21 protein-coding genes are annotated in these 24393 nt (G+C 70.3%); 12 read left to right on the top strand and 9 right to left on the bottom strand.

What is annotated here, in order from left to right:
• Positions 1 to 259: 259 nt before the first annotated feature.
• The 7 genes from CVV76_RS09730 (at position 260) to CVV76_RS09700 (ending at position 6958) form a co-directional block, all read left to right on the top strand.
• On the top strand, positions 260 to 1216 hold the full coding sequence (locus tag CVV76_RS09730; protein ID WP_102224446.1) for an SPOR domain-containing protein: 957 nt from the start codon (positions 260 to 262) through the stop codon (positions 1214 to 1216).
• Positions 1217 to 1237: 21 nt separating this feature from the next.
• Entirely contained in the window at positions 1238 to 2404 is a 1167-nt protein-coding gene (locus CVV76_RS09725) for a D-alanyl-D-alanine carboxypeptidase family protein (RefSeq protein ID WP_102224445.1), read from the top strand.
• A 244-nt stretch (positions 2405 to 2648) separates the two neighbouring features.
• Positions 2649 to 3272, top strand: coding sequence for a dTMP kinase (gene tmk / locus CVV76_RS09720; RefSeq protein ID WP_233192794.1), 624 nt, complete (start codon positions 2649 to 2651; stop codon positions 3270 to 3272).
• On the top strand, positions 3269 to 4429 hold the full coding sequence (locus CVV76_RS09715) for a DNA polymerase III subunit delta' (protein ID WP_102224444.1): 1161 nt from the start codon (positions 3269 to 3271) through the stop codon (positions 4427 to 4429). Before tmk ends, CVV76_RS09715 begins: the two co-directional genes overlap by 4 nt.
• Positions 4419 to 5228: a TatD family hydrolase gene (locus tag CVV76_RS09710; RefSeq protein WP_102224443.1), complete on the top strand. Its 810-nt coding sequence runs from the start codon at positions 4419 to 4421 to the stop codon at positions 5226 to 5228. The genes CVV76_RS09715 and CVV76_RS09710 overlap by 11 nt, the downstream gene beginning before the upstream one ends.
• Complete coding sequence (locus tag CVV76_RS09705) at positions 5228 to 6025, top strand: MBL fold metallo-hydrolase (RefSeq protein ID WP_102224474.1); 798 nt, start codon at positions 5228 to 5230, stop codon at positions 6023 to 6025. The genes CVV76_RS09710 and CVV76_RS09705 overlap by 1 nt, the downstream gene beginning before the upstream one ends.
• Positions 6026 to 6028: 3 nt before the next feature.
• Complete coding sequence (locus CVV76_RS09700; RefSeq protein ID WP_102224442.1) at positions 6029 to 6958, top strand: AEC family transporter; 930 nt, start codon at positions 6029 to 6031, stop codon at positions 6956 to 6958.
• A gap of 16 nt (positions 6959 to 6974) precedes the next feature.
• On the opposite strand, the gene CVV76_RS09695 is transcribed toward CVV76_RS09700, so the two are convergent.
• Genes CVV76_RS09695 through CVV76_RS09685 form a run of 3 tightly spaced genes read right to left on the bottom strand, consistent with a single transcriptional unit; the run spans position 6975 to position 10140 of the window.
• A complete protein-coding gene (locus CVV76_RS09695) occupies positions 6975 to 7850 on the bottom strand; it encodes an HlyD family secretion protein (protein WP_102224441.1) in 876 nt (291 codons plus the stop codon).
• 8 nt (positions 7851 to 7858) lie between these two features.
• Positions 7859 to 8062, bottom strand: coding sequence for a DUF1656 domain-containing protein (locus tag CVV76_RS09690; protein WP_102224440.1), 204 nt, complete (start codon positions 8060 to 8062; stop codon positions 7859 to 7861).
• The gene (locus CVV76_RS09685) at positions 8062 to 10140 is read right to left on the bottom strand and encodes an FUSC family protein (protein WP_102224439.1); all 2079 of its coding nucleotides are present in this window, start codon (positions 10138 to 10140) and stop codon (positions 8062 to 8064) included. The genes CVV76_RS09690 and CVV76_RS09685 overlap by 1 nt, the downstream gene beginning before the upstream one ends.
• A 491-nt stretch (positions 10141 to 10631) precedes the next feature.
• Here CVV76_RS09685 and CVV76_RS09680 point away from each other — a divergent pair, with 491 nt between their 5' ends.
• The 5 genes from CVV76_RS09680 to CVV76_RS09660 all read left to right on the top strand — a co-directional run bounded on the left by CVV76_RS09680 (position 10632) and on the right by CVV76_RS09660 (position 17048).
• The gene (locus CVV76_RS09680) at positions 10632 to 14420 is read left to right on the top strand and encodes a PAS domain S-box protein (protein WP_158243127.1); all 3789 of its coding nucleotides are present in this window, start codon (positions 10632 to 10634) and stop codon (positions 14418 to 14420) included.
• Between the two features lie 186 nt (positions 14421 to 14606).
• On the top strand, positions 14607 to 15329 hold the full coding sequence (locus CVV76_RS09675; RefSeq protein ID WP_233192793.1) for a MotA/TolQ/ExbB proton channel family protein: 723 nt from the start codon (positions 14607 to 14609) through the stop codon (positions 15327 to 15329).
• A gap of 2 nt (positions 15330 to 15331) precedes the next feature.
• Complete coding sequence (locus tag CVV76_RS09670) at positions 15332 to 15709, top strand: ExbD/TolR family protein (protein WP_199178554.1); 378 nt, start codon at positions 15332 to 15334, stop codon at positions 15707 to 15709.
• A gap of 2 nt (positions 15710 to 15711) precedes the next feature.
• The gene (locus CVV76_RS09665; protein ID WP_102224435.1) at positions 15712 to 16191 is read left to right on the top strand and encodes an ExbD/TolR family protein; all 480 of its coding nucleotides are present in this window, start codon (positions 15712 to 15714) and stop codon (positions 16189 to 16191) included.
• Entirely contained in the window at positions 16188 to 17048 is an 861-nt protein-coding gene (locus tag CVV76_RS09660) for an energy transducer TonB (protein WP_102224434.1), read from the top strand. Before CVV76_RS09665 ends, CVV76_RS09660 begins: the two co-directional genes overlap by 4 nt.
• Positions 17049 to 17141: 93 nt before the next feature.
• Here CVV76_RS09660 and CVV76_RS09655 read toward each other — a convergent pair whose 3' ends face one another.
• Genes CVV76_RS09655 through CVV76_RS09630 form a run of 6 tightly spaced genes read right to left on the bottom strand, consistent with a single transcriptional unit; the run spans position 17142 to position 24272 of the window.
• Positions 17142 to 18191, bottom strand: coding sequence for a siderophore-interacting protein (locus CVV76_RS09655; RefSeq protein ID WP_102224433.1), 1050 nt, complete (start codon positions 18189 to 18191; stop codon positions 17142 to 17144).
• Positions 18188 to 19096, bottom strand: coding sequence for an ABC transporter ATP-binding protein (locus tag CVV76_RS09650; RefSeq protein ID WP_102224432.1), 909 nt, complete (start codon positions 19094 to 19096; stop codon positions 18188 to 18190). The genes CVV76_RS09655 and CVV76_RS09650 overlap by 4 nt, the downstream gene beginning before the upstream one ends.
• A gap of 34 nt (positions 19097 to 19130) precedes the next feature.
• Entirely contained in the window at positions 19131 to 20111 is a 981-nt protein-coding gene (locus tag CVV76_RS09645; RefSeq protein ID WP_102224431.1) for a FecCD family ABC transporter permease, read from the bottom strand.
• Positions 20108 to 21103, bottom strand: a complete 996-nt coding sequence (locus CVV76_RS09640) for a FecCD family ABC transporter permease (RefSeq protein WP_102224430.1) — start codon at positions 21101 to 21103, stop codon at positions 20108 to 20110. Before CVV76_RS09640 ends, CVV76_RS09645 begins: the two co-directional genes overlap by 4 nt.
• Positions 21100 to 22158 carry an ABC transporter substrate-binding protein gene (locus CVV76_RS09635; protein WP_233192792.1) on the bottom strand — a complete coding sequence of 353 codons (1059 nt, stop codon included), beginning with the start codon at positions 22156 to 22158 and terminating at the stop codon, positions 21100 to 21102. The genes CVV76_RS09640 and CVV76_RS09635 overlap by 4 nt, the downstream gene beginning before the upstream one ends.
• Positions 22152 to 24272, bottom strand: coding sequence for a TonB-dependent siderophore receptor (locus CVV76_RS09630; RefSeq protein ID WP_102224429.1), 2121 nt, complete (start codon positions 24270 to 24272; stop codon positions 22152 to 22154). The genes CVV76_RS09635 and CVV76_RS09630 overlap by 7 nt, the downstream gene beginning before the upstream one ends.
• Positions 24273 to 24393 lie beyond the last annotated feature (121 nt).

Below are 24393 nucleotides of genomic sequence, written 5' to 3'. Positions count from 1 at the left end.
ACCCTGCCTTCGGCCGCGCTGCCGCGGACCCCGGCCTTAGCCCGCCTCACGCGATTCTGAAAGCGGTTCAGAGGGAATAGCCCCCCGATTGCGCGGTGTTTTCCGCCCATCGCGAGGCTGTGCCCTTTCCATGTGCCCCGCCTGTGTCATAAGATGCGCACGCCGTCACAGGCAGGCGGTACGAGGCACGACAAGCGACAGAACCCCGGCAAGGGGATCGGCAAAGCGACGTCCGAGGGCGCGCAAGAGGGGGCAAGTGATGGCAGGACCCAAGGTTTCGGCTCTGGTTCTGATGGCTTTCGCCGGTGTGGCGCTGGCCGGATGTCAGGACGGGCAGCAGCCCTTCGGATTTCTTAAGAAGAAGGACGGCGCGGCCACGGCCGACGCGGCCGGCACCGGCGACGCGGTGCCGCAGTCCAGCTCGGTCAAGCTCGTCGACCGCGATGTCGAGGCGCCCGACGTGTTCCAGGTCTCGACCAAGGGCCTGTGGGACGGGCGCCCCTCGCTCGGCGGTGTCTGGGTGGCCTACCCCGGCGTGAAGGACCCCGAGCGCGTCATCATCCGCAACCCCAAGAACGGCAAGTTCGTGATCGGCGCGCTGTTCCGGCGCGAGATCAACAACCCCGGTCCGAAACTGCAGCTCTCCTCGGATGCCGCCACCGCGCTCGGCCTCGTCGCGGGCGAACCCGCCAACGTCAGCGTCACCGCGCTCAGGCGCCAGGAGGCCCCGGTGCCTGCGCCGGACGCCAAGAACCCCGCGCTGGCCTCGAACGAGCAGATCAAGACGAAACCCCTCGGCGACGTCGCAGCCAAGGCCGGCGCCGCGATCGACCGGGCCGAGGCCAAGGGCATGGACAAGACCGCCAAGGCGCCCGCGATGAAACCCTCGGCCATGGCGGCGGGCAAGATGGCGGGCGCGACGGCAGGTACGGCGGCGAAGGCCGGCGCCAGGACCGAAGCCAAGGCCGCCCCTGCCACCTCCGGCCGGCGCGAATTTGTCCAGATCGGGATCTTCAGCGTCGAGGCCAACGCCAAACGCGCCGCCGGCATGGTCACGAAAGCCGGCGCAAACGCCCAGGTCACGACCGAGGAAAGCCAGGGCAAGACCTTCTGGCGCGTCCTCGCCGGACCCGCCACCAGCGCGTCGCAGCGTGCCTCGCTGCTCGACACCGTCAAGAAGCTCGGCTTCAAGGACGCCTTCTACATCAGCCGCTAGAACAGGGAACCGCACGCCCCCATGATCCGCAGCCTCGCAGCCATCCTGATCGTCCTCGCGGCCCTCGCCGCGGGCCGCCCAGCCGCCGCCTTCGACACGATCGCCCGGTCCGCCTATGTCGTCGACGTGACGACCGGCACCGTGCTCCTGTCGAAGAATGCGGACGCGCCGGAGCCGCCCGCCTCGATGTCCAAGCTGATGACGATCGACCTCCTGTTCCAGGCGCTGGCCGACGGACGCCTGAAGATGGACGATACCGCGACGGTCAGCCAGGAAGCGGTGGACCTGACCCGCAAGGGCGGCTCGACCATGTACCTCAAGATCGGCGACCGCCCGACGATCCAGCAGCTGATCCAGGGCATCATCGTGAACTCGGGCAACGATGCCTGCGTCGCGGTGGCGGAAAAGCTGGCGGGGACGGAGACTGCCTTTGCCAAGCTGATGAACGCCAAGGCCAAGGCCCTGGGGCTGGATCATTCCTCCTTCGCCAATGCCTCGGGCTGGCCCGATCCGCACCAGCTGATGTCGATGCACGACCTGGCGATGCTGGCGATTCACATCATCAAGACCTACCCGCAGTTTTACCACTTCTTCGGTGAGACCGAGTACGATTACGAGAACCGCGCGCCGGGGAACCGCTTCAACCGCAACCCGATCCTGACCCTCGGGATCGGTGCCGACGGGATGAAGACCGGACACACGGTGGAATCGGGCTACGGCCTCGTCGGGTCGGCCAAGCGCGGCGACCGCCGGGTGCTGGTGGTGCTGAACGGCCTGCCGACCGAGCAGAGCCGCGGTACCGAGGGCGAGAAGCTGATCAACTGGGCCTTCGGCCAGTTCACCGAGAAGACCATGGCCAAGAAGGGCGAGGTGATCGCCCGCGCCCCGGTCTGGATGGGCTCGGCCCCCGAGGTGGCCCTGGTGCCGACCGAGGACGTCAAGCTGCTGGTGCCGGCGATCGGCGCCGACCAGATGAGCGCCAAGGTGATCTACACCGGCCCCCTGAAGGCGCCGATCAAGGCCGGCACGCAGGAAGCCGACCTGGTGATCTCGGCCCCCGGGATGGAGGATCGCCATATCCCGCTCGTCGCCGCGGCCGAGGTGAAGCGCGGCGGCGTGGGCAAGCGCCTCGCCACCGCCGCGGCCGTCCTGCTGCGCGACATCGCGGGCAAGGCCGCAGGGTACTGACGGCGCAGGGTACCGAGGGCGCAGGCGGGGGCCAGCCCCCGCACCCCCGGGATATTTCCGCTCAGAAGAAGACCGGGGGGCTTTCTTGCCGTCCTGCGGCACGGGATCTGCCCCGCCCTGGGCGCGAGAGCCGCCTGCCCCTCCCGCAGGGTTCCGACCGCGCGGCAAACCAAGTATCCACGGTGTCAGGCATGATTCTGGTTTCGCGGGCCGCGCTTCGCCGGCCGCAGGAAGGGGCACCCGGGTGTTCATCAGCTTCGAGGGAATCGACGGCTCGGGCAAGTCCACCCAGGCCCGCCTGCTGGCCGAGACCCTGCGCGCCGAGGGTCACGAGGTCGTCCTGACGCGGGAACCCGGCGGCTCCCCCGGCGCCGAGGAGATCCGGCGCCTCGTCCTGGAGGGCGACCCCGACCGGTGGTCGGCAGAGACCGAGATCCTGCTGTTCACCGCCGCCCGCCGCGACCACCTCGAAAAGACCATCCGCCCCGCGCTGGCCGCCGGCAGGATCGTCATCACCGACCGCTTCGCCGATTCCACGCGGCTTTATCAGGGCATCACCCGCGGCGACCTGCGCGGCACGGTGGACGAGCTGCACCGCCTGATGATCGGGATCGAGCCGGACCTGACCCTGATCGTCGACCTTGACCCCGCTGAGGGGCTGGCGCGCGCGCTCGGGCGGCGGGGTACCGAGGAACGGTTCGAAAGCTTCGGCGAGGGGTTGCAGGCGCGGATGCGGGCGGGTTTCCACGCGCTCGCCGCCGAGTTCCCCGCCCGCTGCGTGCTGATCGACGGCGCCCGGGATCCCGCCGCTGTCGCCGCCGACATTGCCTGCACCGTCCGGTCCCGCCTGTCGGGGGGGCGTGCATGAGCGACGATCCCACCCCCGAGGCCGACCGCGTCGAGGGCGCGCCCCACCCGCGCGACACGCTCCGGCTGATCGGGCAAGAGGCGGCCGAGCGCGCGTTTCTCGACGCCTACATCGCCGGCCGGCTGCACCACGGCTGGCTGATCACCGGCCCGCGCGGGGTGGGCAAGGCCACGCTCGCCTGGCGCATCGCGCGGTTCCTGCTGGCCGGGGAGCCGGCCGGCGACGGCGGACTCTTCGGCGCGCCGTCCGAGCCCCAGGCCCCGCCCGCGACCCTCGATATCCCCGAGGACCACCCCGTGATGCGCCGCACCGCCGCGCTGTCCGAGGGGCGGCTGTTCCTGCTGCGCCGGGCGTGGGATGCCGACAAGAAGCGGCTGAAGGCGCAGATCACGGTGGACGAGGCACGCAAGCTCAAGGGCTTCTTCGGCCTCTCCTCGGCCGATGGCGGCCGCCGGGTGGTGATCGTCGATGCCGCCGACGAGATGAACGTCTCGGCCGCCAACGCGCTTCTGAAGCTGCTCGAGGAGCCGCCCGCGCGCACCACGCTCTTGCTGGTCAGCCACCAGCCCTCGCGCCTGTTGCCCACGATCCGTTCGCGCTGCCGCGAGCTGCGCCTTCAGCCGCTGTCGCCCGAGCAGATGGAGGCGGCCCTGACCCAGGCCGGCTGTGCGCCCGACGGCGACCCCGCCGCGCTGGCCGAGCTTTCGGCCGGGTCGGTGGGAGAGGCGGTGCGGCTGGCGAACCTTGGCGGCCTTGACGGCTATGCCGGGCTCGTGGGCCTGTTCCACGGCTTGCCCGGCGTCGACCGTGCCCGGGCGATCGCCCTGGCCGACGCCTGCGCCCAGCGGGGGCAGGAGGAACGGCTGGACCTGACGATCGGGCTGATCGAGACCTTCCTGGCCCGCCTCGCCCGCGCCGGCGCGATCCGGCAGACCCCGCCCGAGGCGGCCCCGGGCGAGGCACGGCTCTTCGCCCGCCTCGCGCCCAGCGACCACGCGGCGCGGATCTGGGCCGACCTGCACCAGTCGCTGGGGTCGGAGGCGCGCCACGCGCGGGCCGTCAACCTTGACCCTGCCGCGCTGGTGCTCGATATGGTTCTGAAGATGGATACGACAGCGGCCCCGATCGCCGCACCGCGGGGAATGGATGACCGCTGAAATCACGGCCGAAATCGTCGACAGCCACTGCCACCTCGACTTCCCCGATTTCGAGGGGGAACTGGACGCGGTGATCGCCCGCGCCGCTGCGGCCGGCGTCACCCGCATGGTGACGATCTGCACCCGCCTGCGCAACGAACCCGCCGTACGCGCCATCGCCGAGGCCCACGCCCCCGTCTTCTACGCCGCCGGCACCCACCCGATGAGCGCGGGCGAGGAGCCGCTGACAAGCGTCGAGGAGCTGGTCGCCCTGGCCCGGCATCCGAAGTTCGTCGGACTGGGCGAAACCGGCCTCGATTACCACTACACGGCCGAGACGAAGGCGATCCAGCAGGAGAGCCTGCGCATCCACATCGCCGCCGCGCGCGAAACCCAGCTGCCGCTGATCATCCACGCCCGCGACGCCGACGAGGACATGGCCCGCATCCTGACCGAGGAACATGCCCACGGCGCCTACCCCTGTGTCCTGCATTGCTTTTCGTCCGGGCCGGCCCTGGCCGAGGCAGCGCTCGACCTTGGGTTCTACCTCTCGATGTCGGGCATCGCGACCTTTCCGAAATCGGCCGAACTGCGCGAGATCTTCGCGCGCGCGCCGCTCGACCGGATCCTGGTCGAGACCGACAGCCCCTATCTTGCCCCGCCGCCCAACCGCGGCAAGCGTAACGAACCGGCCTATACCGCGCTGACTGCGAAGGTCGGCGCCGAGGTCTTCGACTTGCCCTATGCCGAGTTCGCGGCCCGGACCTCGGAGAACTTCGACCGGTTGTTTTCCAAGGCCGCCGCGTGGAAGGCCGCCTGATGGCACGGCTCCGGTTCACCATCCTGGGCTGCGGGTCCTCCGGCGGGGTGCCGCGGCTTGGCGGCCACTGGGGCGAATGCGACCCGGAAAACCCCAAGAACCACCGCCGCCGTTGCTCCCTGCTGGTCGAGCGCACCACCGCGGACGGCACCACGCGGGTGCTGATCGACACCACGCCCGACATGCGCGCCCAGCTCCTCGACGCCGGGGTGGGAGAGCTTGACGCCGTGGTCTACACCCATTCCCACGCCGATCACGTCCACGGCATCGACGACCTGCGCCAGATCGTCTTCAACATGCGCCGGCGGCTGCCGGTCTGGGCCGACGGCGATACCCAGGAATCGCTGATCGCGCGGTTCGGCTACGCCTTCGTTCAGCCCGAGGGCAGCCCCTACCCGCCGATCCTCGATCTGCACACGATCAAGGGCCCGTTCGACATCACGGGCGACGGCGGCACGCTGACCTTCCATCCTTTCAAGGTGGGCCATGGTTCGATCGACGCGCTGGGGTTCCGGGTCGCGGGCCTTGCCTACCTGCCCGATGTGGTCGAGATCTACGACGACGCGTGGGAGGTGCTCGAGGATCTCGACTGCTGGATCCTCGACGCGCTGCGCCGCAAGCCGCACCCGACGCATGCCCATCTCGACCTGGCGCTGGAATGGATCGCCAAGGTCAAACCGAAGCGGGCGGTCCTGACCAACATGCACCTCGACCTCGATTACGAGGACGTGGGCCGCGAGACCCCGGACCACGTGATCGCGGCCTACGACGGCCTCAGCCTCGACTACGAGGTCTGACGCGTGGAAGCGCTGATCGAGGTCGTCCTGCCCGTCTTTCTGGTCATCGGCTTCGGTTATGCGGTCGCATGGAAGGGCTGGTTCGACGAGAGCCACGTTGACGGGCTGATGAAGTTCGCCCAGCAATTCGCGATCCCCTGCCTGTTGTTCCGCGCGATCTCGACCCTCGACCTCGGCCAGGAATTCAGCCTGCCGCTGATGGTCAGCTTCTATGCCGGTGCGGTTTCGGGCTTTGCCGCGGCCCTGCTCGGCGCGCGCTACATCTTCCGCCGGGAATGGGAAGACAGCGTCGCGATCGGCTTTTGCGGGCTCTTCTCCAACTCGCTCCTCCTCGGCATCCCGATCACCGAGCGGGCCTATGGCGAGGGTGCGCTGGCCGCGAACTATGCCATCGTCGCGATCCACTCGCCGTTCTGCTACGGTCTCGGGATCACGGCGATGGAGATCGCGCGCAACACAGGCGGCGGCATCGCCGTGACTGCCGCGCGGGTGCTCAAGGCGATGTTCCGCAACGCCATGGTGATCGGCATCCTGCTTGGCTTCGTGGTGAATCTTGGCCACATCCCGATGCCGCAGGTGCTGACCGACGGGATCGACCTGATCAAGCGCGCGGCGCTGCCGGCGGCGCTGTTCGGGCTTGGCGGCATCCTCTATCGCTACCGGCCCGAGGGCGACTTGCGCACCATCCTCTTCGTCTGCGTCTGCACGCTGGTCGTGCACCCGGTGGTGACGTGGGTGCTGGGTTCGGGCTTCGGCCTGGGGCAGAGCACCTTCCGCTCGGCGGTGGTGACGGCGGCGATGCCGCCGGGTGTCAACGCCTATGTCTTCGCGAACATGTACGGGGTGGCCAAGCGCGTCGCCGCCTCGACCGTGCTGCTGGCCACCGCCTTCGCGATCGTCACCGCCTGGGTCTGGCTCAGCCTGCTGGGCTGAGCCGCCGCCCCCACCGTCACTTCGCGTCCTGGCCCGACGGGCGGATCACCACGCTTGCAGTCGCGCCGTTGAACAGCGGCACGCGTTTCGGCGGGGTGTCGATCGCGATCTCGACGGGCACGCGCTGCGCCTGCCGAATCCACTGGAACGTCGGTTGCGGCGCCTGCAGCAGCGAGGCGGAGGTATCCTCGGAATAGGAGATGCCCGAGGCGATGCCGATCACCCGGCCCGACAGCCGCTCTCCATCCGACATCAGCTTGATCACCGCCGGGTCGCCGATACGGATCCGCGACAGCTTGGTCTCGAGGAAATAGGCGTCGACCCGGAACGAATTGTGATCGACCATCGCCAGCATCGCCTTGCCCGCCGCCGCCATGTCGCCGACGCTGAGCGACAGGTTGACCACCCGCCCCGACACCGGCGCCTTCACCTTGGTCCGGTCGAGCGCGATCTGCGCCTGCTTCAGCGCGACCTCCCCCAAGGTGACGGCGGCCTGCGCGGCATTGGCGGCAAGCACCGCGTTCTCGACATCCACGGACGAAACCGTGCCGTTGTCACGCTCCTGCAGGGCGCGGTCGCGGTCGGCGGTGCGCTGCTGGATCGCCGCCTTCGCCTTGTCCTGGTCCAGCGACGCCTTGGCCTGGTCGACGGCGATCTTGTAGTCGGTCGGGTCGATCTGGAACAGCACCTGCCCGGCCGCGACCTCCTGGTTGTTCTTGACGCCGATACTGATGAGCGGGCCCGACACGCGGGGCGCGACCTGCACGATATTGGCCCGGACGTGGGCGTCCCGTGTCCAGGGGTTGGTGAACATCATGTTCCAGACGTAGATGCCGCAAAACACCGCCGCGAGGGCGATCAGAGCTGACAGGAAGATTCTCAGGATGATCATGGACGGCCTCAGAGGTCGGGGAACAGGAAGACGACGAGCGCGAGGCTCAGGAAATAGAGGGCAAGCCGCGCGATCGGCGGGTGCCAGAAGAACTGCCAGCCACCGCTGCGCAGCATGAGCGAGTCGACCAGAAGCCAGATCACCCCGGCAATGAGGGCGCAGATCAGCAGGCTGGGGACGAAAAGGCCGAAGGCCGCGAATTCCTGTCGCATCAGTGCCTCTCGAAGTCGGGGGCAAGCTCTCCGCTTGCGATGATGGAGGCGAGCAGGTTCGCAAGCCCGCCGAAGCGGAGCGCGGCGATCCGTGCCTCGCGGGAAAGGTCGTGGCGCCCGGCGTGGCGGCGCACGTAAGCGTCGAGCTCGTCGAAGAAATCGTTGCCGTCGGCCGGCGCCCCGCCCCTGGCCGCCCGCAACGCCTCGCGCCGGAGACGTTCGACGAAGGGGGCAAGGTCATCCGGTGTCTCGGGCGCCGCCGCCAGTTCGCGCAGGCGGTAGAGGCACAGCCCCGTCGCCTGCACCGCCCGGATGCGAAGGATCAGGTGCTGGCCCTCGGCCTCTTCCGGATCGAGGCCCGACCCGTATTCGCCCATGATATCGATCGAGGCGGACAGGAACTCGGCCTGCCTGAGCGACGGGCGCCGCCGCGCGGCCAGTTTCAGCAACCCGTCGGCCGCCCCCTGCGCGCGGCGCTTGAGCCAGGCCGCATTTTCGGGGAACAGCAGCGCCTGGGCGATCAGATAGGTCAGCGGAAAGAGGACGAGGGTGACGGCATAGTTGATCGCGTTGACCGGATCGTAAAGCGGCTGGTCGGTCGGCGACAGCTCCAGCGCAATCGCGACCACGGCCCCGATCGCCAGCGTCGGTGGCCCCTTGGCAGTGTAGAAGATGGTGAAGATCACCACGCCGAGGAGCAGCGCGAAGGCGGGGAACCCCTCGACCAGCGCCAGCGCCGCCATCAGCGGCAGCGTCAGCGCGGATCCCAGGAGCACGCCATAGACCATGAACTTGCCCGCAAGCGGCCGGACCGGGCGCGGCGCGATCGCCGCGATCACCATGGTGAAGAAGCTTGCCACCAGGGAAATGATCTGCCCCGCCTGCCAGCGGGTCGTGATCCAGACCACCGACAGGATCAACAGGATCAGTGCCGGCCGCAGCCCCGATTCCAGGGCCGCGACATGGTCGTGGTAGCGGTGGCGGGTGCGTTTCGGCGTGGTCACCGGCGTGCTGCGGTCGATCAGCGCCGCCTCGGCCTCGAAATACGCCTCGAGCGCCTGGGTCAGGGCCAGGAGCCGCCAGAGCGCGGTACCACGCTTGAAGGTCGTGTGCGTCGGCGTCTTGCCCTCGATCAGCAGGTTGCCGGGGGAGGCCCCCTCGGCCACGGCACGGGCGGCGGCGGCGTTGGCGCGCTGCGCCTCGGCGTCGAGGCCCGGTGCCTCCGCCCGCTCCAGCAGGCCGAAGACCGCCTCCTCGGCCTGCGCGACCCGGCCCTCCCGCTCTTCCGCGCTCAGCCGGTCGAGGCTGTAGCGCGCAAGATCGGACAGCGCGATGATCCGGTTGAGCGCATTGCACACGCCGGTCAGCCGCGGGTACAGCCAGCGCCGTCGCCCACGTTCGAAGATCAGCGCGTCGAGGTCGGTATGCACCCCCTGCAGCGCCGCATCCGCCCCCATCCGCGCCGCGGCCCGGCCCGGCGCGTCGCTGAGCATCGCGCGCGCCGCCTCGAAGGTCTTGGCGCGCGCACCCTTGAGCTTGGCCATCGCATCCTCGGAAACCGAACGCGGGAACAGGATGAGCAGAAGCGCGAAGCAGCAGACGATCGGGATCGCCGTTTCAGTGCCGCGCTGCAGCGCGAGGTCGTAGGCCCCTGCGGGGGCCTGCCCGCCCTCGACCCCCACCAGCATCGCCGTCACCGCCGCGGTGGCGTAGGCATAGGCGTCGATCGCGCGATAAAGCCGGCTGAGATAGCCGAGCAGGAACACCAGGATCACCAGGGCGGCGATCATCGCGACGCGGCTGTCGTTGAATGCCGCGACGAACACAAGCCCGACGATCGCACCGAGGATCGTGGCGGCAAGACGCGCAACCCCGCGCCAGACCATGTTCCCCGCGCTGGGGTTGGTGACGATCGGCGGCACCGTCAGCAGGGCCCAGTAGGTGTGGCTGAGGTCGAACAGGAAGGCCACCCAGAGCGAGAGCACGATCGCCAGCGTCACCTTGAGCGCATTGATCGCCTGCGCCCGGTCGAAACTGACCGCGGCCGGCAAGCGGAGGATGGCGCTCGACTTCGTCATGGCGGTGGCTTGCCCCCGGTCCTGCTTCGGTTCGTGCCTCTCCTAACGGAGCGCACGGCTTCGGCAACGCTAAACCGTACCGTTCAGTTCGCGCTCGCACAGACGTTACCTCCGTCCGGCCGGGCACACCCTGTCGGGCCGTGCGGCCGGACGGGGCCGGGCACGCATCTGTTCGCGTCAGGTTCGGAGTATATTGCATTTACGTCAAAATTCAGCGTCTGCGACGAGAGCACGCAGCCCGGGGCAAAAGCCGTCCCCGGAAAGCGGGGGCGACCACACCGCCGACAGGGGCCGTTACAAGGGTCGCTACAAGGGCCGGAGCGGAGGGCGCGCGGCCTTCTGTGCCCGTCAGGACTCACTTCCCCGAATTCCATCGGCTTCCCGGCGCGCTGGCGTTGACAGGGCTTTTGAAATATCGGGCGCAGGTTCAGAAAGTTAACGCAGCCCGCCTCGTCCGCGCGCTGAAGGACACAGGCAGAGGCGCCGAGATGATGAGCATGACCGCAGGGCTGTCGCGCGACGAAAGTCGCCGCACCGTGCTTGGCTGGACCCTCACGCTGGCGTGCTACCTGGCGCTCTGCTGCGGCGGGCTGGTGCTCAAGCCGTCCTATGCCGATGCCCTTGCCCTGCCCCGCGGCGCGGGCTTTGCGCTGGCCATCCTGATGATCTACGGGCGCAACCGCTGGCCCGCCGTCCTGGCGGTCTCGATCCTGGCCCGCCTGATTGTCACCACCGTCGCGGGCGAACCTTTGGCTTTGCCACAGCTCGAGGTCGCGCTGGCGATCGGCGCGCTGCAGGCGCTGCGCGCCTGGCTCAGCGCCACGATCATCCTGCGGATGTTCGGCACGCCGCTGAAGATTGCCGGAACGGGCCACTTGCTGCGCTGCCTTGCCCTTGTCGGGCCCGTTCTGGGCATGGCGACGGCGGCGATCGGCATCGCGCTTTACATCGCGCTCGGGCAGAGCACCGGTGCGGGCATCCTGGGAAACTGGCTGGTCTGGTGGGTCGGCGACACGCTGGGGATCATCACCGTCACCGGCGTCGTGTTCTTCTGGCCCTCGCGCGCCTCGCCGCAGGTCTACTGGCGCGGCACCCCGATGCCGCGGTTCCGAAGCGCCTCCTTCGCCTATGTCCTCGTGTCGCTGGCGATGACGCTGACGGCCTGGCAGGCGATGAACAGCCTCATGGTGCATTTCCAACGCAAGCAGTTCGAGATGCTGGTGCGCGACAACGGCCGCACCGTCGAGGACCGGCTCAACGCCTATGCCGTCAGCCTGCTGGGCGCCCGCGGCTTTCTCGATAGCTCGGCACAGGTGACGGCCTCGCAGTGGCGGAATTTCGTGCAGGGCCTCGACCTGCCGCTCCGGGTGCCCGGCCTTCGCGGCCTGGGTTTCGCCGCGCCCGACGGGAAGGCGATCCCGGTCAGGCTGATCGAGGCTCACGACGGCGCGCTCGAAACCCCGGGTTTCGACCTCGGCGCCGTCGAGGCCTGGCGCGCGGCGGCGGACGCCGCCCGCGACACCGGCCAGATCCGGATCTCGGATCGCGGCACCGGCCCCGGCACCGGCCCCGGCGGCATCTCGGGCATGATGCTGTTCGTGCCGGTCTACGGCCGCGATCCCACCACCGGCCGGCCCCCGGCGACGGTCGCGGCACGCCGCGCGACGCTGCGCGGCTGGGTCTTCGCCCCGATCGCCACCGCGGCGTTCTTCTCAGACATCGCGTCGAACCAGCCCCGCGACATCGAGGTTTCGCTCTACGCGAGCGGCGGCCTCAGCCCCGGCTCCCTGATCTACAGCGATGCGGAACCGAACCCGAACCGCCGACCGGTCTACAGCACGACGCACCGGATCGAAGCCTTCGGGCAATCGTGGCCGCTGGTGTCCGAAAGCGCCCCGTCCTTCGAGAACGGCATGAACCGGGCGGCGCCCGCCGTCACGCTCGCTGCGGGCATGGCGTTCACCGTGGTACTGACGATCTATCTGCTGTCGCTCGGCCGCCGGGAGGTTCTGATCAACCAGAAGGTCGCGAACCGCACCCGCGAGCTTGCCGCCCAGATCGAGGAGAACCGCTCGATCATCCAGACCCCGAACGCCAACATCGCGCTGCTGGACGAGGAAGGCTCGGTCCTCTTCGTCAACGACTCGGTCAAGGCGCTGCTCGGCCGCACGCAGGATGACCTGTTCGCCCGCCCCTTGTCCGAGATCCTGGGGCGCGAGGCGCGCGATTATTTCGCAATGGCACGGCTGAGCCAGGAGCCGCCGAACTTCCGGCGTGAATTGCGCGCTGCCGACGGCCGGGGCGGCACGCTGATCCTCGACGTCCAGATCAACCCCTGGTCCACCGCCGAAGGCTACCGCCGCTTCACCACGCTGATCACCGACGTCACCGACAAGCGCCGGGTCGAGACCGAGCTGCGCGACGCCCGCAACCGCCTCGACGTGGCGTTGACCGGCGCCAAGATCGGCGTCTTCGAGGTCGACCTGGCCACCCGTCTCGCCATCGTCTCGCCGACCTGGAAGGAGCTTTTCGGCTTTGCCCCGGACGCCCCGATCGACGGCCAGGCCGAGTTCCGCCAGCGCATCCATCCCGAGGATTTCCCCGGTTTCCGCGCCAACGACCGGGCCTGCATCGAGGGCCGCGCGGAGCGCTCGATCAACGAATTCCGGATGCTGCGGGTCGATGGCTCGTGGCGCTGGCTCAGGTCCGAGGCCGTGGCCGGCGAACGCGATGGCCGCGGCGTGGCGACCCGGCTGATCGGGGCGACCACCGACATCACGGAACTGGTCGAAAGCAAGGAGGCCCTGCGCCAGAGCGAGGAACGCTTCCGCTCCGCCTTCGAGGCGGCACCGGTGGGCATGGCGATCATCATGCCCGAGGGGCGGTTCGCCAAGGTGAACGACGCACTGACCCGCCTCGTCGGGATCAGCGCGGAAGACGCCCTCAGAACCCCGTTCCACGCCTTCATCCACCCCGAGGAACGGCCCCGTATCCGCGCGCTCGTCGGCATGCTCCTGACCGGCGAACAGCAAAGCTTCGAGACCGACATGCGCTGCCTGCACGCCGATGGCAGCGACGTCTGGGGACGGCTGAGCCTGGCCATCGTCCGCAGCAAAGAGGGTCAGCCCGAGACCTTCGTGATCCAGGTCCACGACCTGACCGAGCAGCACAGGGCCGAGCGCGTGAAGAACGAGTTCATCGCCACAGTGAGCCACGAGCTGCGCACGCCGCTGACCTCGATCAACGGCTCCCTCGGGCTGCTGCTGAACGGCGTGGCGGGCGCGATACCCGACCGCGCGCGCTCGATGCTGACGATCGCGCAGAAGAACTGCAGCCGGCTGATCCTGCTGGTCAACGACATTCTCGACATGGAAAAGCTTGTCTCGCGCAAGATGAGCTTCGAGATGACCCGCGCCTCGATCCCCCGGCTCGTTCAGCAGGCCATCGCCAACACCCAGCCCTTCGCCGACCAATCCGCTGTGCGCTTTATCTTCACCCCGCCGCGCGGCCGACTTGTCGCCCAGGTCGACGTGAACCGGTTCCAGCAGGTCATGGCGAACCTGTTGTCGAATGCGGTGAAGTTTTCGCAGCCCGGCGCGACGGTCGAGATCGCGACGGAGGCGGAGGACGGCATGATCCGCGTATCGGTCACCGACCACGGCGCCGGCGTGCCCGCCTCGTTCCACGGCAAGATCTTCACCGCTTTCAGCCAGGCCGATTCCTCCTCGACCCGGGCCAAGGCGGGCACCGGCCTCGGCCTCTCGATCTCGCGCGAGATCGTCGAGCAGATGGGCGGCACGATCGGCTTCGACTCGGTCCCCGACGTGGCCACGACCTTCTGGTTCACCCTCCCGCGGGAGGCGCCCCTCGCCGCGCCCGGCATCGCGCCCCGTCCCGCCGCGCCCGCGGCGCCGGACCGTGGACCGAGGATCCTGCACATCGAGCCCGACGGCGATTTCGCGCAGATCGTCGGCGCCTCCTTCGGCACGCGGGCCGCGCTTTTCCAGGCCCGCGACTGGACCGAGGCACTGAACCGTGCCGCGGGGGAAAGCTTCGACCTCGTGCTGATAGACGAGATCGACCCGCCGGGCGGCCTTTCCCCCTTCCTCGACGCGATCGAGGCCCAGCTGGGAACGGTTCCGATGATCGCCCTGGCCGCCGACGACGCGACCGTCACCGACCCGCGGATCCGGCGCCTTTTCGTCAAGACCCGCGCCGGCGAGGAACAGGTCGTCGCCGCCTGCCTTGCGGCTATCGGCACGCCCCCGTCGCGGGCCTGACACCCCCGTGACGTCGCTCCCGGTGCGCCGAACCGGCGCCGCCGGGACATCCTCGCAGCCTCTCGTTGCGCGTCCTCTGCCCCGGCAGGCGCCCTGCCCCATATGGCCCGATTTCGCCTGCGCTTCATTGTTGACTTTTTTTGTAGGAATTGTCACTCCGCTCCGGAGAGACACAGGAGAGCCCCCATGACCCTTGCAGACCTGACCGCGGCAGTGCCGGGCACCCTTGGCCGGATGCGCGACTTCGTCACCATGGGGGGCCCCGCGATGACCGCGATCGCGGTGCTCTCGGTCGTCACCCTTGCGCTGATCCTGTGGAAGCTGTGGCGCCTCGTGCGGTTCGGCGCCTGGTCCGGCGGGCGGCACAGCGAGACGGCGCTGTCGCTTTGGTCGGCGGGGCGCCGGGCCGAGGCGCAGGCGGTGCTGGCCGGGCGCCGGTCGCTGCGCGCGCGACTGGTCGCGACGGCGATGGCGGCGGCGGACGATGCCGCGCTGACCCAGGACGAAGCGCAGGCCGAAACCACCCGCGTCGCCCGCCAGCTGCTGGCGCGGGCCCGGGCCGGGCTGCGCGGGATCGAACTGGCCGCGACCATCGGGCCGCTGCTGGGCCTGTTCGGCACCGTCACCGGCATGATCGCGGCGTTCCAGGCGCTGCAGGAAGCCGGCGCGCGCGCTGACCCCGCCACCCTTGCGGGCGGCATCTGGGAGGCGCTTCTGACCACCGCGGCAGGCATGGCCGTGGCGATCCCCGCGCAGATCGCGCTGACCTGGTTCGAGGCGGTGATCGAGCGGCTGCGCCATGACATGGAAGACACCGCCACCCGCGTCTTCGTGCCCCGCCCCGCAAGGGAAACGGCCCGACAGCAGCGCAAGAGCACCCCCGCCAAGGCATTGTCGGTCGCGGAATGAAGATGGATTTCGGCGCCCCCCGGCGCCCCCGGCGCCCCAACCTCACGCCGATGATCGACGTGGTGTTCCTGCTTCTGGTGTTCTTCATGCTGGCCTCGCGCTTCGCCAACGACACCACCATTCCGCTGGCCACTGCGACCGCCGCGGGGGGAGAGGCCGCCGCGCCGCTGCGTCTGGTCGAGGTGGCGGCCGGCGGTGCGCTGACGCTGAACGGCGCACCGGTGACGCAAGAGGGCCTGCCCGCCGCCCTTGGCGCGATCGACAAGGACAGCGACGCCCCGGTGGTGCTGCGCGGACGCGGCGCGGGGCTGCAGGCGCTGGTCTCGGTGATGGACGCGCTGCGCGCCGCCGGATTCCGGAAACTCGTGCTGGTGAAGTGACGATGGACATTCTGCCCCCCGACCCGCCGCGCGGCCCGAGCGACGGCAACCTGCTGCCGATGATCAACGTGGTCTTCCTGCTGCTGATCTTCTTCCTGATCTCGGCCGAGCTGGCGCCCCCCGAACCCTTTCCCGTCACCCCGCCCGAGGCCCGTCCGCAGGATGCGCGGCAGGGCGATTTCGCGCTCTACCTCGGCGCCGACGGCGCGCTGGGGTTCGAAGGAGCGACAAGCCCCGGCGCCGATGGCGACCCGACGGTGCTTGCCGCGCTGAAGGCCGCGCATGACACATTCTGCGACGCGCATGATTGCGCCGCGGCGCCGCCGCAACTCTTCCTGCGCGCCGATGCCGGGGCCCCCGTCGACCGGCTTGCCGCGCTGCTGCCGGAACTCGGCGGTGCCGGGTTTCCGCAGGCGGACCTCGTGATCCGCAGCACCGGCGACGACGCGGACGGCGCCCCCGCCGGGACGGCCACGCCATGACCGCCCGGCAGATCCTGGAAGGGGGCGTCTTCGGCACGCTGGCGCTGGCGCTTCACCTCGTCCTCTTCGCGGCGGCGCCGGAGGAACAGGCGGGGATCTCGTCCTCCGGCGCGGGCGGCACCGACGTGGCCAGCCTTCAGGCCGCCAGCGCCTCCGTCGCCGAGCAGGTCACACAATACGACCGGATCCCGGAACCCGCGCCCAAGGTCGACGCTCCGGCCGCGCCGCCGCAGGTCCAGATGCCGCAAATGGACGCGCCCGACCTGCCCCGTCTGGCCGAGGCGGCGCCAGAGGCGCCCCCGACACCGGCCCAGCCCGCCGCGCCGACCGCAACGGCCGAGGCGCCGCCCCCCAGCCCCGAGGCCCCGCCCCCGCCGCCGGAACCAACCCCGCCGCCCAAGCCCCGCCCGAAACCCGAACCGCCCCCCAAGGCCAAGCCGAAGCCCGCCGCGAAGGTGCACAGGGCGCAGGATCACGACAGCGCCGCCGAACGCGCGGCGGGTGCCGGCGGCGGTGCCAGCGCGGGGGACCGCAGCAACGCCCGTGTCTCGACCCTTTCGGCCGGGCAGGAGCGCAGCCTGCGCGCCCAGTGGGGTGCGGCGATCCGCGCGCGGATCGAACGCGCCAAGCGCTATCCTTCCGCCGCGGGCTGGGCGAGTGGCAGCGCCACGGTGCAGCTCAGCATCGCGCGCAACGGGCAACTGGCCGGCGTTCGGCTGATCCGGTCGTCGGGCAACCCGGCGCTGGATCAGGCGGCGGTCGAGGCGGTGCAGCGGGCCGGGCATTTCCCCAACGCCCCCGACGGACTGACCGACCGCGCCTATGCGTTCTCCCTGACGATACGCTTTTCGCGCTGAAGACGCCGCCCTCCCTGACGGGGGCGGCCATGCGCCGGGGAAGGATGCCCCGGGGGACGACAGAGGCCCGCCGGGGATCAGGCCTGCCAGGGATCAGGCCTGCCAGTAACCTGCGAAATAGCCCTCGCCACGGCCCAGATTGCGATGGTCGCGGAAATGCGCCTTGGCCCGGCGCGCCAGCGCCTGTTCGCCCGCGACCCAGACGAAGCGGCCCGGGCCCGGCGGCGGAAGCGGCGCATCGGCCAGCCGGTCCCACAGCGCCTCCTCCCCGCGCGTCACCCATTCGACCGCCATTCCCGCCGGCGCGGCCAGCGGCAGGCGGTCGCCCGGATCGGCGGTCTCGAGGATGGCAAGACCGCGGCGACCGGGATCTGACAGTGCAAGGATCCGCCGGATCGCGGGCAGCGCCGTTTCGTCCCCTGCGATCAGCAGATGATCCCCCGGGGGAAAATCGCCGCCCCCGGGCCCGGTCACCCCCAGCACGTCGCCGGGACACGCCGCCTCGACCCAGCCGCAGCAGCGCCCGCCCGCGTGGCGGTAAACGTCGAAGCTGAAGCGCCCCGCCTGCGGATCAAGATCGACGAAGGTATAGGCCGCGCGGTGCAGCGTGTCCGCACCTTCTGGCCAGACGGTACGGCCATCGCCATCCAGCACCGGCCAGACCGGGGCCCGGCCCGCGGGCGGCAGGCAGAGACCGAAGTGCATCCCCCCCTCGCACAGCCGCGCGGTGCCGGGACAGTCGACCTCGACCCGCAGGAAGCTTGCACCGACGGGGCGGACTTCGCGCAGGGTGGCGTGGTGAAAGTTCGCCGGGCGCGCATTGCGGGGCACATCGCCGCTCCAGCGCAGCCGCGCCGCCGTGCCAGGCGCCAGACGGTCCAGCGTGAACACCAGCCCCTCACGCGCCTGCTGAAGCTGGGCCGCGTTGCGCGCGGCGACCCGAGCCTGCAGCCCGAGCCCGTCGCACAGGATCTCCAGCCGCGCCAGCGGCAGGTCGACGACCAGCGCCTGAGCGCCATGGGTCACGGGAAAGTCGTACTCGGCGAAGGCCTCGGCGATCGCCGGCAGCAGCCCCTCGGGCAGACCGCCGGGCACCTGCCCCTCCAGCCGGGCGACGGCTTCCTTTTCGCAGGTCGTGGTCATGTCTCTGGTTCCGTCTTGGTGGCCGTCTGGGTGGCCTTCTCGATGGTCGTCTCGATGGTCGCGTTCCGCGCCGTCTTCCGGGCCGGTCCGCAGGGTACCACCATCGGCGTGCCAGACACCGGATCGGGGATCACCTGTGCAGCAAGACCGAAGGCCAGCTGCAGGGTGTCCGGGGTGATCACCGCCTCCGGCGCCCCCTCCGCCACCAGCCCGCGGGGCCCCAACAGCACCAGGTGATCGGCGTAGCGCGCAGCAAGGTTGAGATCGTGCAGGACGCTGATCACCGTGGTCCCGGTCTGCCGGTTCCTCTGCCGCAGCAGCTCCAGCAGGTCGATCTGGTGGGCGAGGTCGAGAAAGGTCGTCGGCTCGTCCAGCAGCAGGTGCGGCGTCGCCTGCGCCAGCACGAGCGCAAGCCACGCCCGCTGACGCTGGCCGCCCGACAGCTCGCCCAGCGGACGCGCAGCCAGATCGCCCAGCCCGACCGCGTCGAGCGCCGCGGCACAGGCGGCGGCATCCTCGGCCCGCCAGGGGGTCAGCGCGCCGCGCCACGGCGTCCGGCCCCGACGCACGAGGTCGGCCACGGTGATCCCCTCGGGAGCAAGCGGGGCTTGCGGCAGGATCGCCACCTCGCGGGCAAGCTGGCGCGTGTCGTGACGGTGAATATCGCGCCCCGCCAGCGTCACCCGCCCGGCCTGCGGACGGATCAGCCGCGCCATCGCCTTGAGCAGGGTCGACTTGCCGCATCCGTTCGGTCCGAGGATCGCGCTGACCCGCCCCAGCGGCAGCGCGAGGTCGAGGCCCGAGATCACCTCGCGTCCCGGATAGCCAAGGCTCAGCCGCTCGGCGCGCAGGGCGTGGGGCGCGGTGGACGGGTCCGGGGGCCTTCCGGCTAAGGCGAGGGTCATCGGCTTGCTCCTTCGTGTCGTTCGGGGGCTGCGCTCATAGCGCGCCCCGTGCCATGCCGCGCGCCAGCAGCCACAGCAGGTAGGGCGCGCCCAGAAGGCCGGTGGTCACCCCGGCGGGCAGCTGGATCCCCGGCAGCGCCGCGCGGGCGGCAAGGTCGGCCAGCACGACGATCGCGGCCCCGGTCGCGCCCGCGGCCAGCATCTGCGCCAGCGGGCTGCGCGCACCGGTGACCCGCGCGCCCAGCGGCCCGGCCATCAGGGCGACGAATGGCAGCGGCCCGGCCACCGCCACCCCGGTCGCGGCCAGCAGCACGGCGGTGGCGACCAACGCCCACCGCGCGCGACCCGCTCGCAGGCCCAGCCCGGCCGCCATCGCCTCGCCCAGTTCCAGCACCGCAAGCGCGCGCATCTGAACCGCCGCCACCAGCCCGAGGACCGCACTGATGCCCCAGACCTGCGCGGCCTGTCCCCAGTCACGCGCGGCCAGCGACCCGGTCAGCCAGCGCTGCGCCTCCGCCGCCTCGGCTTGTGGCAGCCGGGTCATCGCGAAGGATCCCAGCGCGCCGGCGGTGAACCCGATGCCAAGCCCCACGAGGATGAGCGTGAGCGGCGGCGTATCGTGCCGGGGCGACCACGACAGGGCCGCGACCAGCCCCGCGGTGGCAAGGCCGCCCGCGGCGGCGACCGGCGGCAGCGGCAGGCCGAGACCCAGCGCGATCGCCGCGACCACGGCCAGCCCCGCCCCGGCGGTGAAGCCCATGACGTCGGGCGCGGCCAGAGGGTTGCGAAACAGCATCTGGCAGATCGCCCCCGCCATTCCCAGCGCGGCCCCGGCGCCCAGACCGGTGACCACACGTGGCGCCCGGATCAGCCGGAGGGTCAGCGCCCCCGGCCCCTCGCCGGTCAACGCCCCGTGCCACAGCATCGCCGGGCCGATATCGACCTGCCCCACAGCCAGCCCTGCCAGCGCGGCCAGCAGGATGACGACTGCAAGCAGCACCCACCCGCTCTTCATGCCGGTGCCCCCGGGCGGACACGGCGGGCCAGCGCGATGAACACCGGCCCGCCGATCACCGCCGTCATGATGCCCGCGCGCACCTCGGCCGGGGCCAGCACCAGCCGCCCGGCGGTGTCGGCCAGCAGCAGGATCGTGGCCCCCAGCGCGGCCGACACGGCCAGCTCGGCCCTGAGGCGGTGGCCCGCGATGGCGCGCGCAAGCGGCGGCACCATCAGCCCGAGGAAGGCGATCGGCCCGGCCACCGCGACGGCGGCCCCGGTGCACAGCGTGATGACTACCAGCGCACCGGCCTGCACCCGGCCCGGGCGCGTCCCCAGCCCCCGCGACAGCGCGGCACCCAGCGACAGCGCCTCGATCGCCGGGGCAAGGAACAGCGCCAGCGCCCCTCCGAGCCCAGCGGCCATCGCCATCTCTCCAAGCGGGCGGCGTGTCGCCTCGCTCAGCGAGCCGGCGACCCAGAAGCGCAGGATGTCGAGGCTCTCGCGCTGGATCAGCACGATGGCACTGACCAGCGACAGCAGAAGCGCGTTGACCGCCGCGCCCGCCAGCGTCAGCCGCACCGGCCCGGCGTCGCCCCGCAGCCCTCCGCCCAAGGCGAACACCGCCGCCGCGGCCAGCGCCGCGCCTGGAAACGACAGGAACGCTATCGCCCCTGCCCCCTGCGCGCCCAGCAGGACCGCGCCCAGAACGATGGCGAAGGCAGCGCCGGCGTTGACGCCCAGAAGGCCCGGATCGGCCAGCGGATTGCGGGTCAGGGCCTGCATCACCGTGCCCGCGACCCCCAGTGCACCGCCCGCGATCAGCCCGGCGCAAAGCCGCGGCAGGCGGATGGTGATCAGCGTGATATGGTTGGGATCGGTCGGGTCGTAGGCCACCAGCGCCGGCCACCAGGCTGCCACCGGCACGTCGCGCACGCCCACCCCCAGCGACAGCCCCATCGCCAGCGCGAGAAGCGCCACAACCCCGACGAAACGCAGGCTGCCGCTCATGGCGCCAGCCCCGCCGCCACGGCCGACGGCACCCGCGTTTCGGGATCGCCGTCAAGGGCCAGGGCCATCTCGCCCTCCAGCCGCCGGAGCGCGAAGGGCAGCGACAGGACGCTGCCGAAGGACAGCGCGCCCGAGGTCAGCGCATCGGCATAGACCTCGCGCCCCTGCCGCCAGGCCCGCAGGGTGTGACGCATCGGCAGCGCGGCAAGATCCGCGGCCCCCCCGAAGGTCGAGATCCACAACAGGAGGTCGGCATCCAGCGGCGACAGATCCTCGGGCGAGAGCTGGGCGTAGAAGCCATCGGGCGAGGTCAGGTGCCGGATCTTCTCGGGCGGGCGGAACCCCAGCGCGTCAAGGAACTGCGCGCGATTGTCCATGCCGGTAAAGACACCGGTCTCGCCCGCGCTGTGATAGGCCGCCACGGCGGTCTGCCCGGCCCAGCCAGGGCGGCGTGCCCGCGCATCGGCGAACCGGGCCTTGACGTCGGCGACCAGGCGGTGCGCCAGCGGTTCGTGCCCGGTGGCACGGCCCAGCGTCACCGTCACCTCGTCCCACGGCATGCCGTAGGTGCCATAGCCCCGGCCCTGCATCAGCACCGGGGCGATCTGCGACAGGATCCGGTATTCGTTCCGGCTCAGCCCCGCGCCGATGCCGACAATCAGATCGGGGCGCAGCGCCGCGACCTTCTCCATCGACACCTCGCCGACGATCAGCGCGGGCGCGGCACTTCCCAGCCGGTCCTGCGCCCAGGGCCAGACGCCGTGCGGGTAGCTGCCGTACCAGTAGCGGATCGCCACCGGCACGACCCCCAGCGCCAGGAGCGCGTCCTGCGTGTCGTAGCCCAGCGACACCACCCGCCGTGCCGGGCGCGGCAGTACCGTCTCGCCATAGGCATGGGCAAAACGCAGAGGGCCCTCCCCGTCGGCGTCGTCGCCCGGGGCCGCGGCGGACAGCAGGGCGGGCGCGGCCGTGCCTGCCCCGGCCCCGAACCCCGCCGCTGCCCCCGCCCCGACCGAGGCGACGGCCGCCAACAGCAGGCCGCGCCGTGTCACCACGAGTAGCGCACGGTCGCCGAGATCGACCGACGGGGACCGTAGTATTCCATGCCGCCGTAGGTGGTCGCGATATACTTCTTGTCGAACAGGTTCGACACGTTCACCGACAGGTCGACATTCTGCGTCAGCCCGTAACGGTAGAGCGCATCGACGACCGTGTGCGCCTTGTTGCGCAGCGTGTTGGCATCGTCGGCATAGCTGGTGCCGACGAACCGCACCCCCAGGCCGAAGGTCATGTCGCCGCGCCGCGCATTGCCCGGCAGCGTGTAGTCGGCCCAGAGCGAGGCCACCTGCGTGGGCACAAGCGCCGGACGGTTGCCCAGGTTGGAACCGCTGCCACCGGTGCCGTAGCTGCCATCCGCCGTGATCTTCGCATCCCACCAGGAATAGGCCGCGGTCAGGTTGATCCGGTCGGTAAGCGCGGTCTTGCCCTCCAGCTCGACCCCGCGGACGCGGACCTTGCCGATCTGTTCCTGCACCGTAGGGCTGACATACGTGCTGACGTTGCTCTGCGTCAGGTCGAAGGCCGAGACGCCGAACTGGCCGTTGAAGTTCTGCGGCCGGAACTTCATCCCCACCTCGACCTGCCGGCCTTCCTTGGGACCCGCGTCGACGTCCCAGAAGTTGGGCTGGAAGGATTGCGAGTAATTGGCATAGGCCGACAGCTCGGGCGTGATCTTGTAGGTCACGCCCAGCCGCTTGGAGATGTTGTTGTCGCGCCGGCTCGTCATGCCGCCGTCGGCGCCAAGCCCCTCAGTCGTGACATGGTCGTAGCGGGCGCCCAGCGTGACGATCCAGCGGTTCTGGAAGGTAAGCTCCTGCTGCAGGTAAAGCGCCTTGCTGGTCTGCGAGGGCGTCCAGTCCATGTAGGGGCCCAGCGTGATGCACGACAGGCCGCAATAGGTGGGATCGGTGAAGCTGCCGGTGCCCGGCGCGCTGCCGTAGAGGTCGACCTCCTGCTCGCTGAACCAGTCATATTCGACGCCCGCCAGCGTGCGGCTGCGCACGTTGCCGATCATGGTGTCGTATTGCAGCCGGGTGTCGATGGCGAACTGGCGGTTGCGGCCCTGGGTGGAAAAGGCGTCGCGGTCCGCCGTCGGGTCCGAACTGCTCGGATAGACCTGCCGGTCCTCCAGCTCGAACCAGGTGTAGCGCGCGGTCTGGTGCAGGCTCAGCCCACCGCCGAACTCATGGTCGAAGCGGTAGCCGAGGCTGCGCGACTGGCCCTTGTTGTAGTTGAAATCCGGCTCGCCCAGGAACGTCTCGGGGCTGATGCCCGACCCCAGCGGCACCGGGTACGACAACGAGGTATTGTAGGAGGAATAATCCGCCATGAAGGTCAGCCGGGTCGTGCTGTCGGGCTGGTAGCGCAGCGCAAGGCCGACATAGCGCTGGTCATCGCGCGAGTCGGAGGCGCCGGTGTCGCCATTCTGCACCTTGGCGGTGACGCGGTAGCTCCAGACGTCGCTCTTGCCCAGGGGGCCGCCGAAATCGACGCCCGCGCCGCGCAGGTGGTTGCCGGCGGTGACATAGGCATGACCGAAGCTGTGATCCTTGGGCATCTTGGTCGTCGCGTTCACCAGCCCGCCCGGCGCATTCAGTCCGAACAGCGACGAGTTGGAGCCCTTGACCACGTCGAACCGGTCGAAGGCGTAGGGTTGCAGGCGCATGAACGTCCAGCCCGCGCCGCGCACTGGCAGGCCATCGCGGTAGGTGCCCAGCTCCATCTCGCTGAAACCGCGGATGCGGAAGTAGTCATAGCGAGAATCCGAACCGTATTCGTTGACGTTGACGCCAGCGGTGTAGGATAGAACCTGCTGCATGTTGGTGGCGTCGCGGTCCTGCACCGACTTGGCCGTCACCACCGAGACCGCCGCCGGCGTATCCAGCAGTGAGGTCGGCATCTTGGTGCTGCTGTCGGTCTCATGCGCGACGATGCTGGTGTCGGCATCGTCTCCGCCCTTCACGTTGATCGCCTGAAGCACCGTGCTCTTGGCCGTGTCGTCGGCATCCTGCGCGCGGGCCGGCAGCGCCGCGAACGCGGTGGAGCCCGACAACAACGCCAACGCCCCGAGGCGCAGGGCAAAGGGGAAACGGCGGGACGGTTCGGTCATGGCAATACTCTTTCCATCGGATCGGTTTGGCGCTTGGCGTTCCCGCGCCCACCCCGGATGCCGGGGCGGCAGGATGGCTGAGTAATTTAGTCAGTTATTAGGCGTGCCTGGCGATGTCCAG

This window comes from Acidimangrovimonas sediminis (assembly GCF_002871005.1).
Classification (GTDB): Bacteria; Pseudomonadota; Alphaproteobacteria; order Rhodobacterales; family Rhodobacteraceae; genus Acidimangrovimonas; species Acidimangrovimonas sediminis.
This window is presented reverse-complemented; position numbering and strand designations above follow the sequence as displayed.

Bases quoted from the DNA above. Each gene is read 5' to 3' on its own strand.
- CVV76_RS09710 (WP_102224443.1), top strand. From the start codon at position 4,419: ATGACCGCTGAAATCACGGCCGAAATCGTCGACAGCCACTGCCACCTC.
- CVV76_RS09660 (WP_102224434.1), top strand. From the start codon at position 16,188: ATGACCGCCCGGCAGATCCTGGAAGGGGGCGTCTTCGGCACGCTGGCG.
- CVV76_RS09655 (WP_102224433.1), bottom strand. From the start codon at position 18,191: ATGACCACGACCTGCGAAAAGGAAGCCGTCGCCCGGCTGGAGGGGCAG.
- CVV76_RS09630 (WP_102224429.1), bottom strand. From the start codon at position 24,272: ATGACCGAACCGTCCCGCCGTTTCCCCTTTGCCCTGCGCCTCGGGGCG.
- CVV76_RS09725 (WP_102224445.1), top strand. From the start codon at position 1,238: ATGATCCGCAGCCTCGCAGCCATCCTGATCGTCCTCGCGGCCCTCGCC.
- CVV76_RS09685 (WP_102224439.1), bottom strand. From the start codon at position 10,140: ATGACGAAGTCGAGCGCCATCCTCCGCTTGCCGGCCGCGGTCAGTTTC.
- CVV76_RS09665 (WP_102224435.1), top strand. From the start codon at position 15,712: ATGGACATTCTGCCCCCCGACCCGCCGCGCGGCCCGAGCGACGGCAAC.
- CVV76_RS09705 (WP_102224474.1), top strand. From the start codon at position 5,228: ATGGCACGGCTCCGGTTCACCATCCTGGGCTGCGGGTCCTCCGGCGGG.
- CVV76_RS09715 (WP_102224444.1), top strand. From the start codon at position 3,269: ATGAGCGACGATCCCACCCCCGAGGCCGACCGCGTCGAGGGCGCGCCC.
- CVV76_RS09680 (WP_158243127.1), top strand. From the start codon at position 10,632: ATGAGCATGACCGCAGGGCTGTCGCGCGACGAAAGTCGCCGCACCGTG.
- CVV76_RS09675 (WP_233192793.1), top strand. From the start codon at position 14,607: ATGACCCTTGCAGACCTGACCGCGGCAGTGCCGGGCACCCTTGGCCGG.
- CVV76_RS09690 (WP_102224440.1), bottom strand. From the start codon at position 8,062: ATGCGACAGGAATTCGCGGCCTTCGGCCTTTTCGTCCCCAGCCTGCTG.
- CVV76_RS09695 (WP_102224441.1), bottom strand. From the start codon at position 7,850: ATGATCATCCTGAGAATCTTCCTGTCAGCTCTGATCGCCCTCGCGGCG.
- CVV76_RS09640 (WP_102224430.1), bottom strand. From the start codon at position 21,103: ATGAGCGGCAGCCTGCGTTTCGTCGGGGTTGTGGCGCTTCTCGCGCTG.
- CVV76_RS09730 (WP_102224446.1), top strand. From the start codon at position 260: ATGGCAGGACCCAAGGTTTCGGCTCTGGTTCTGATGGCTTTCGCCGGT.
- CVV76_RS09645 (WP_102224431.1), bottom strand. From the start codon at position 20,111: ATGAAGAGCGGGTGGGTGCTGCTTGCAGTCGTCATCCTGCTGGCCGCG.
- CVV76_RS09650 (WP_102224432.1), bottom strand. From the start codon at position 19,096: ATGACCCTCGCCTTAGCCGGAAGGCCCCCGGACCCGTCCACCGCGCCC.
- CVV76_RS09670 (WP_199178554.1), top strand. From the start codon at position 15,332: ATGGATTTCGGCGCCCCCCGGCGCCCCCGGCGCCCCAACCTCACGCCG.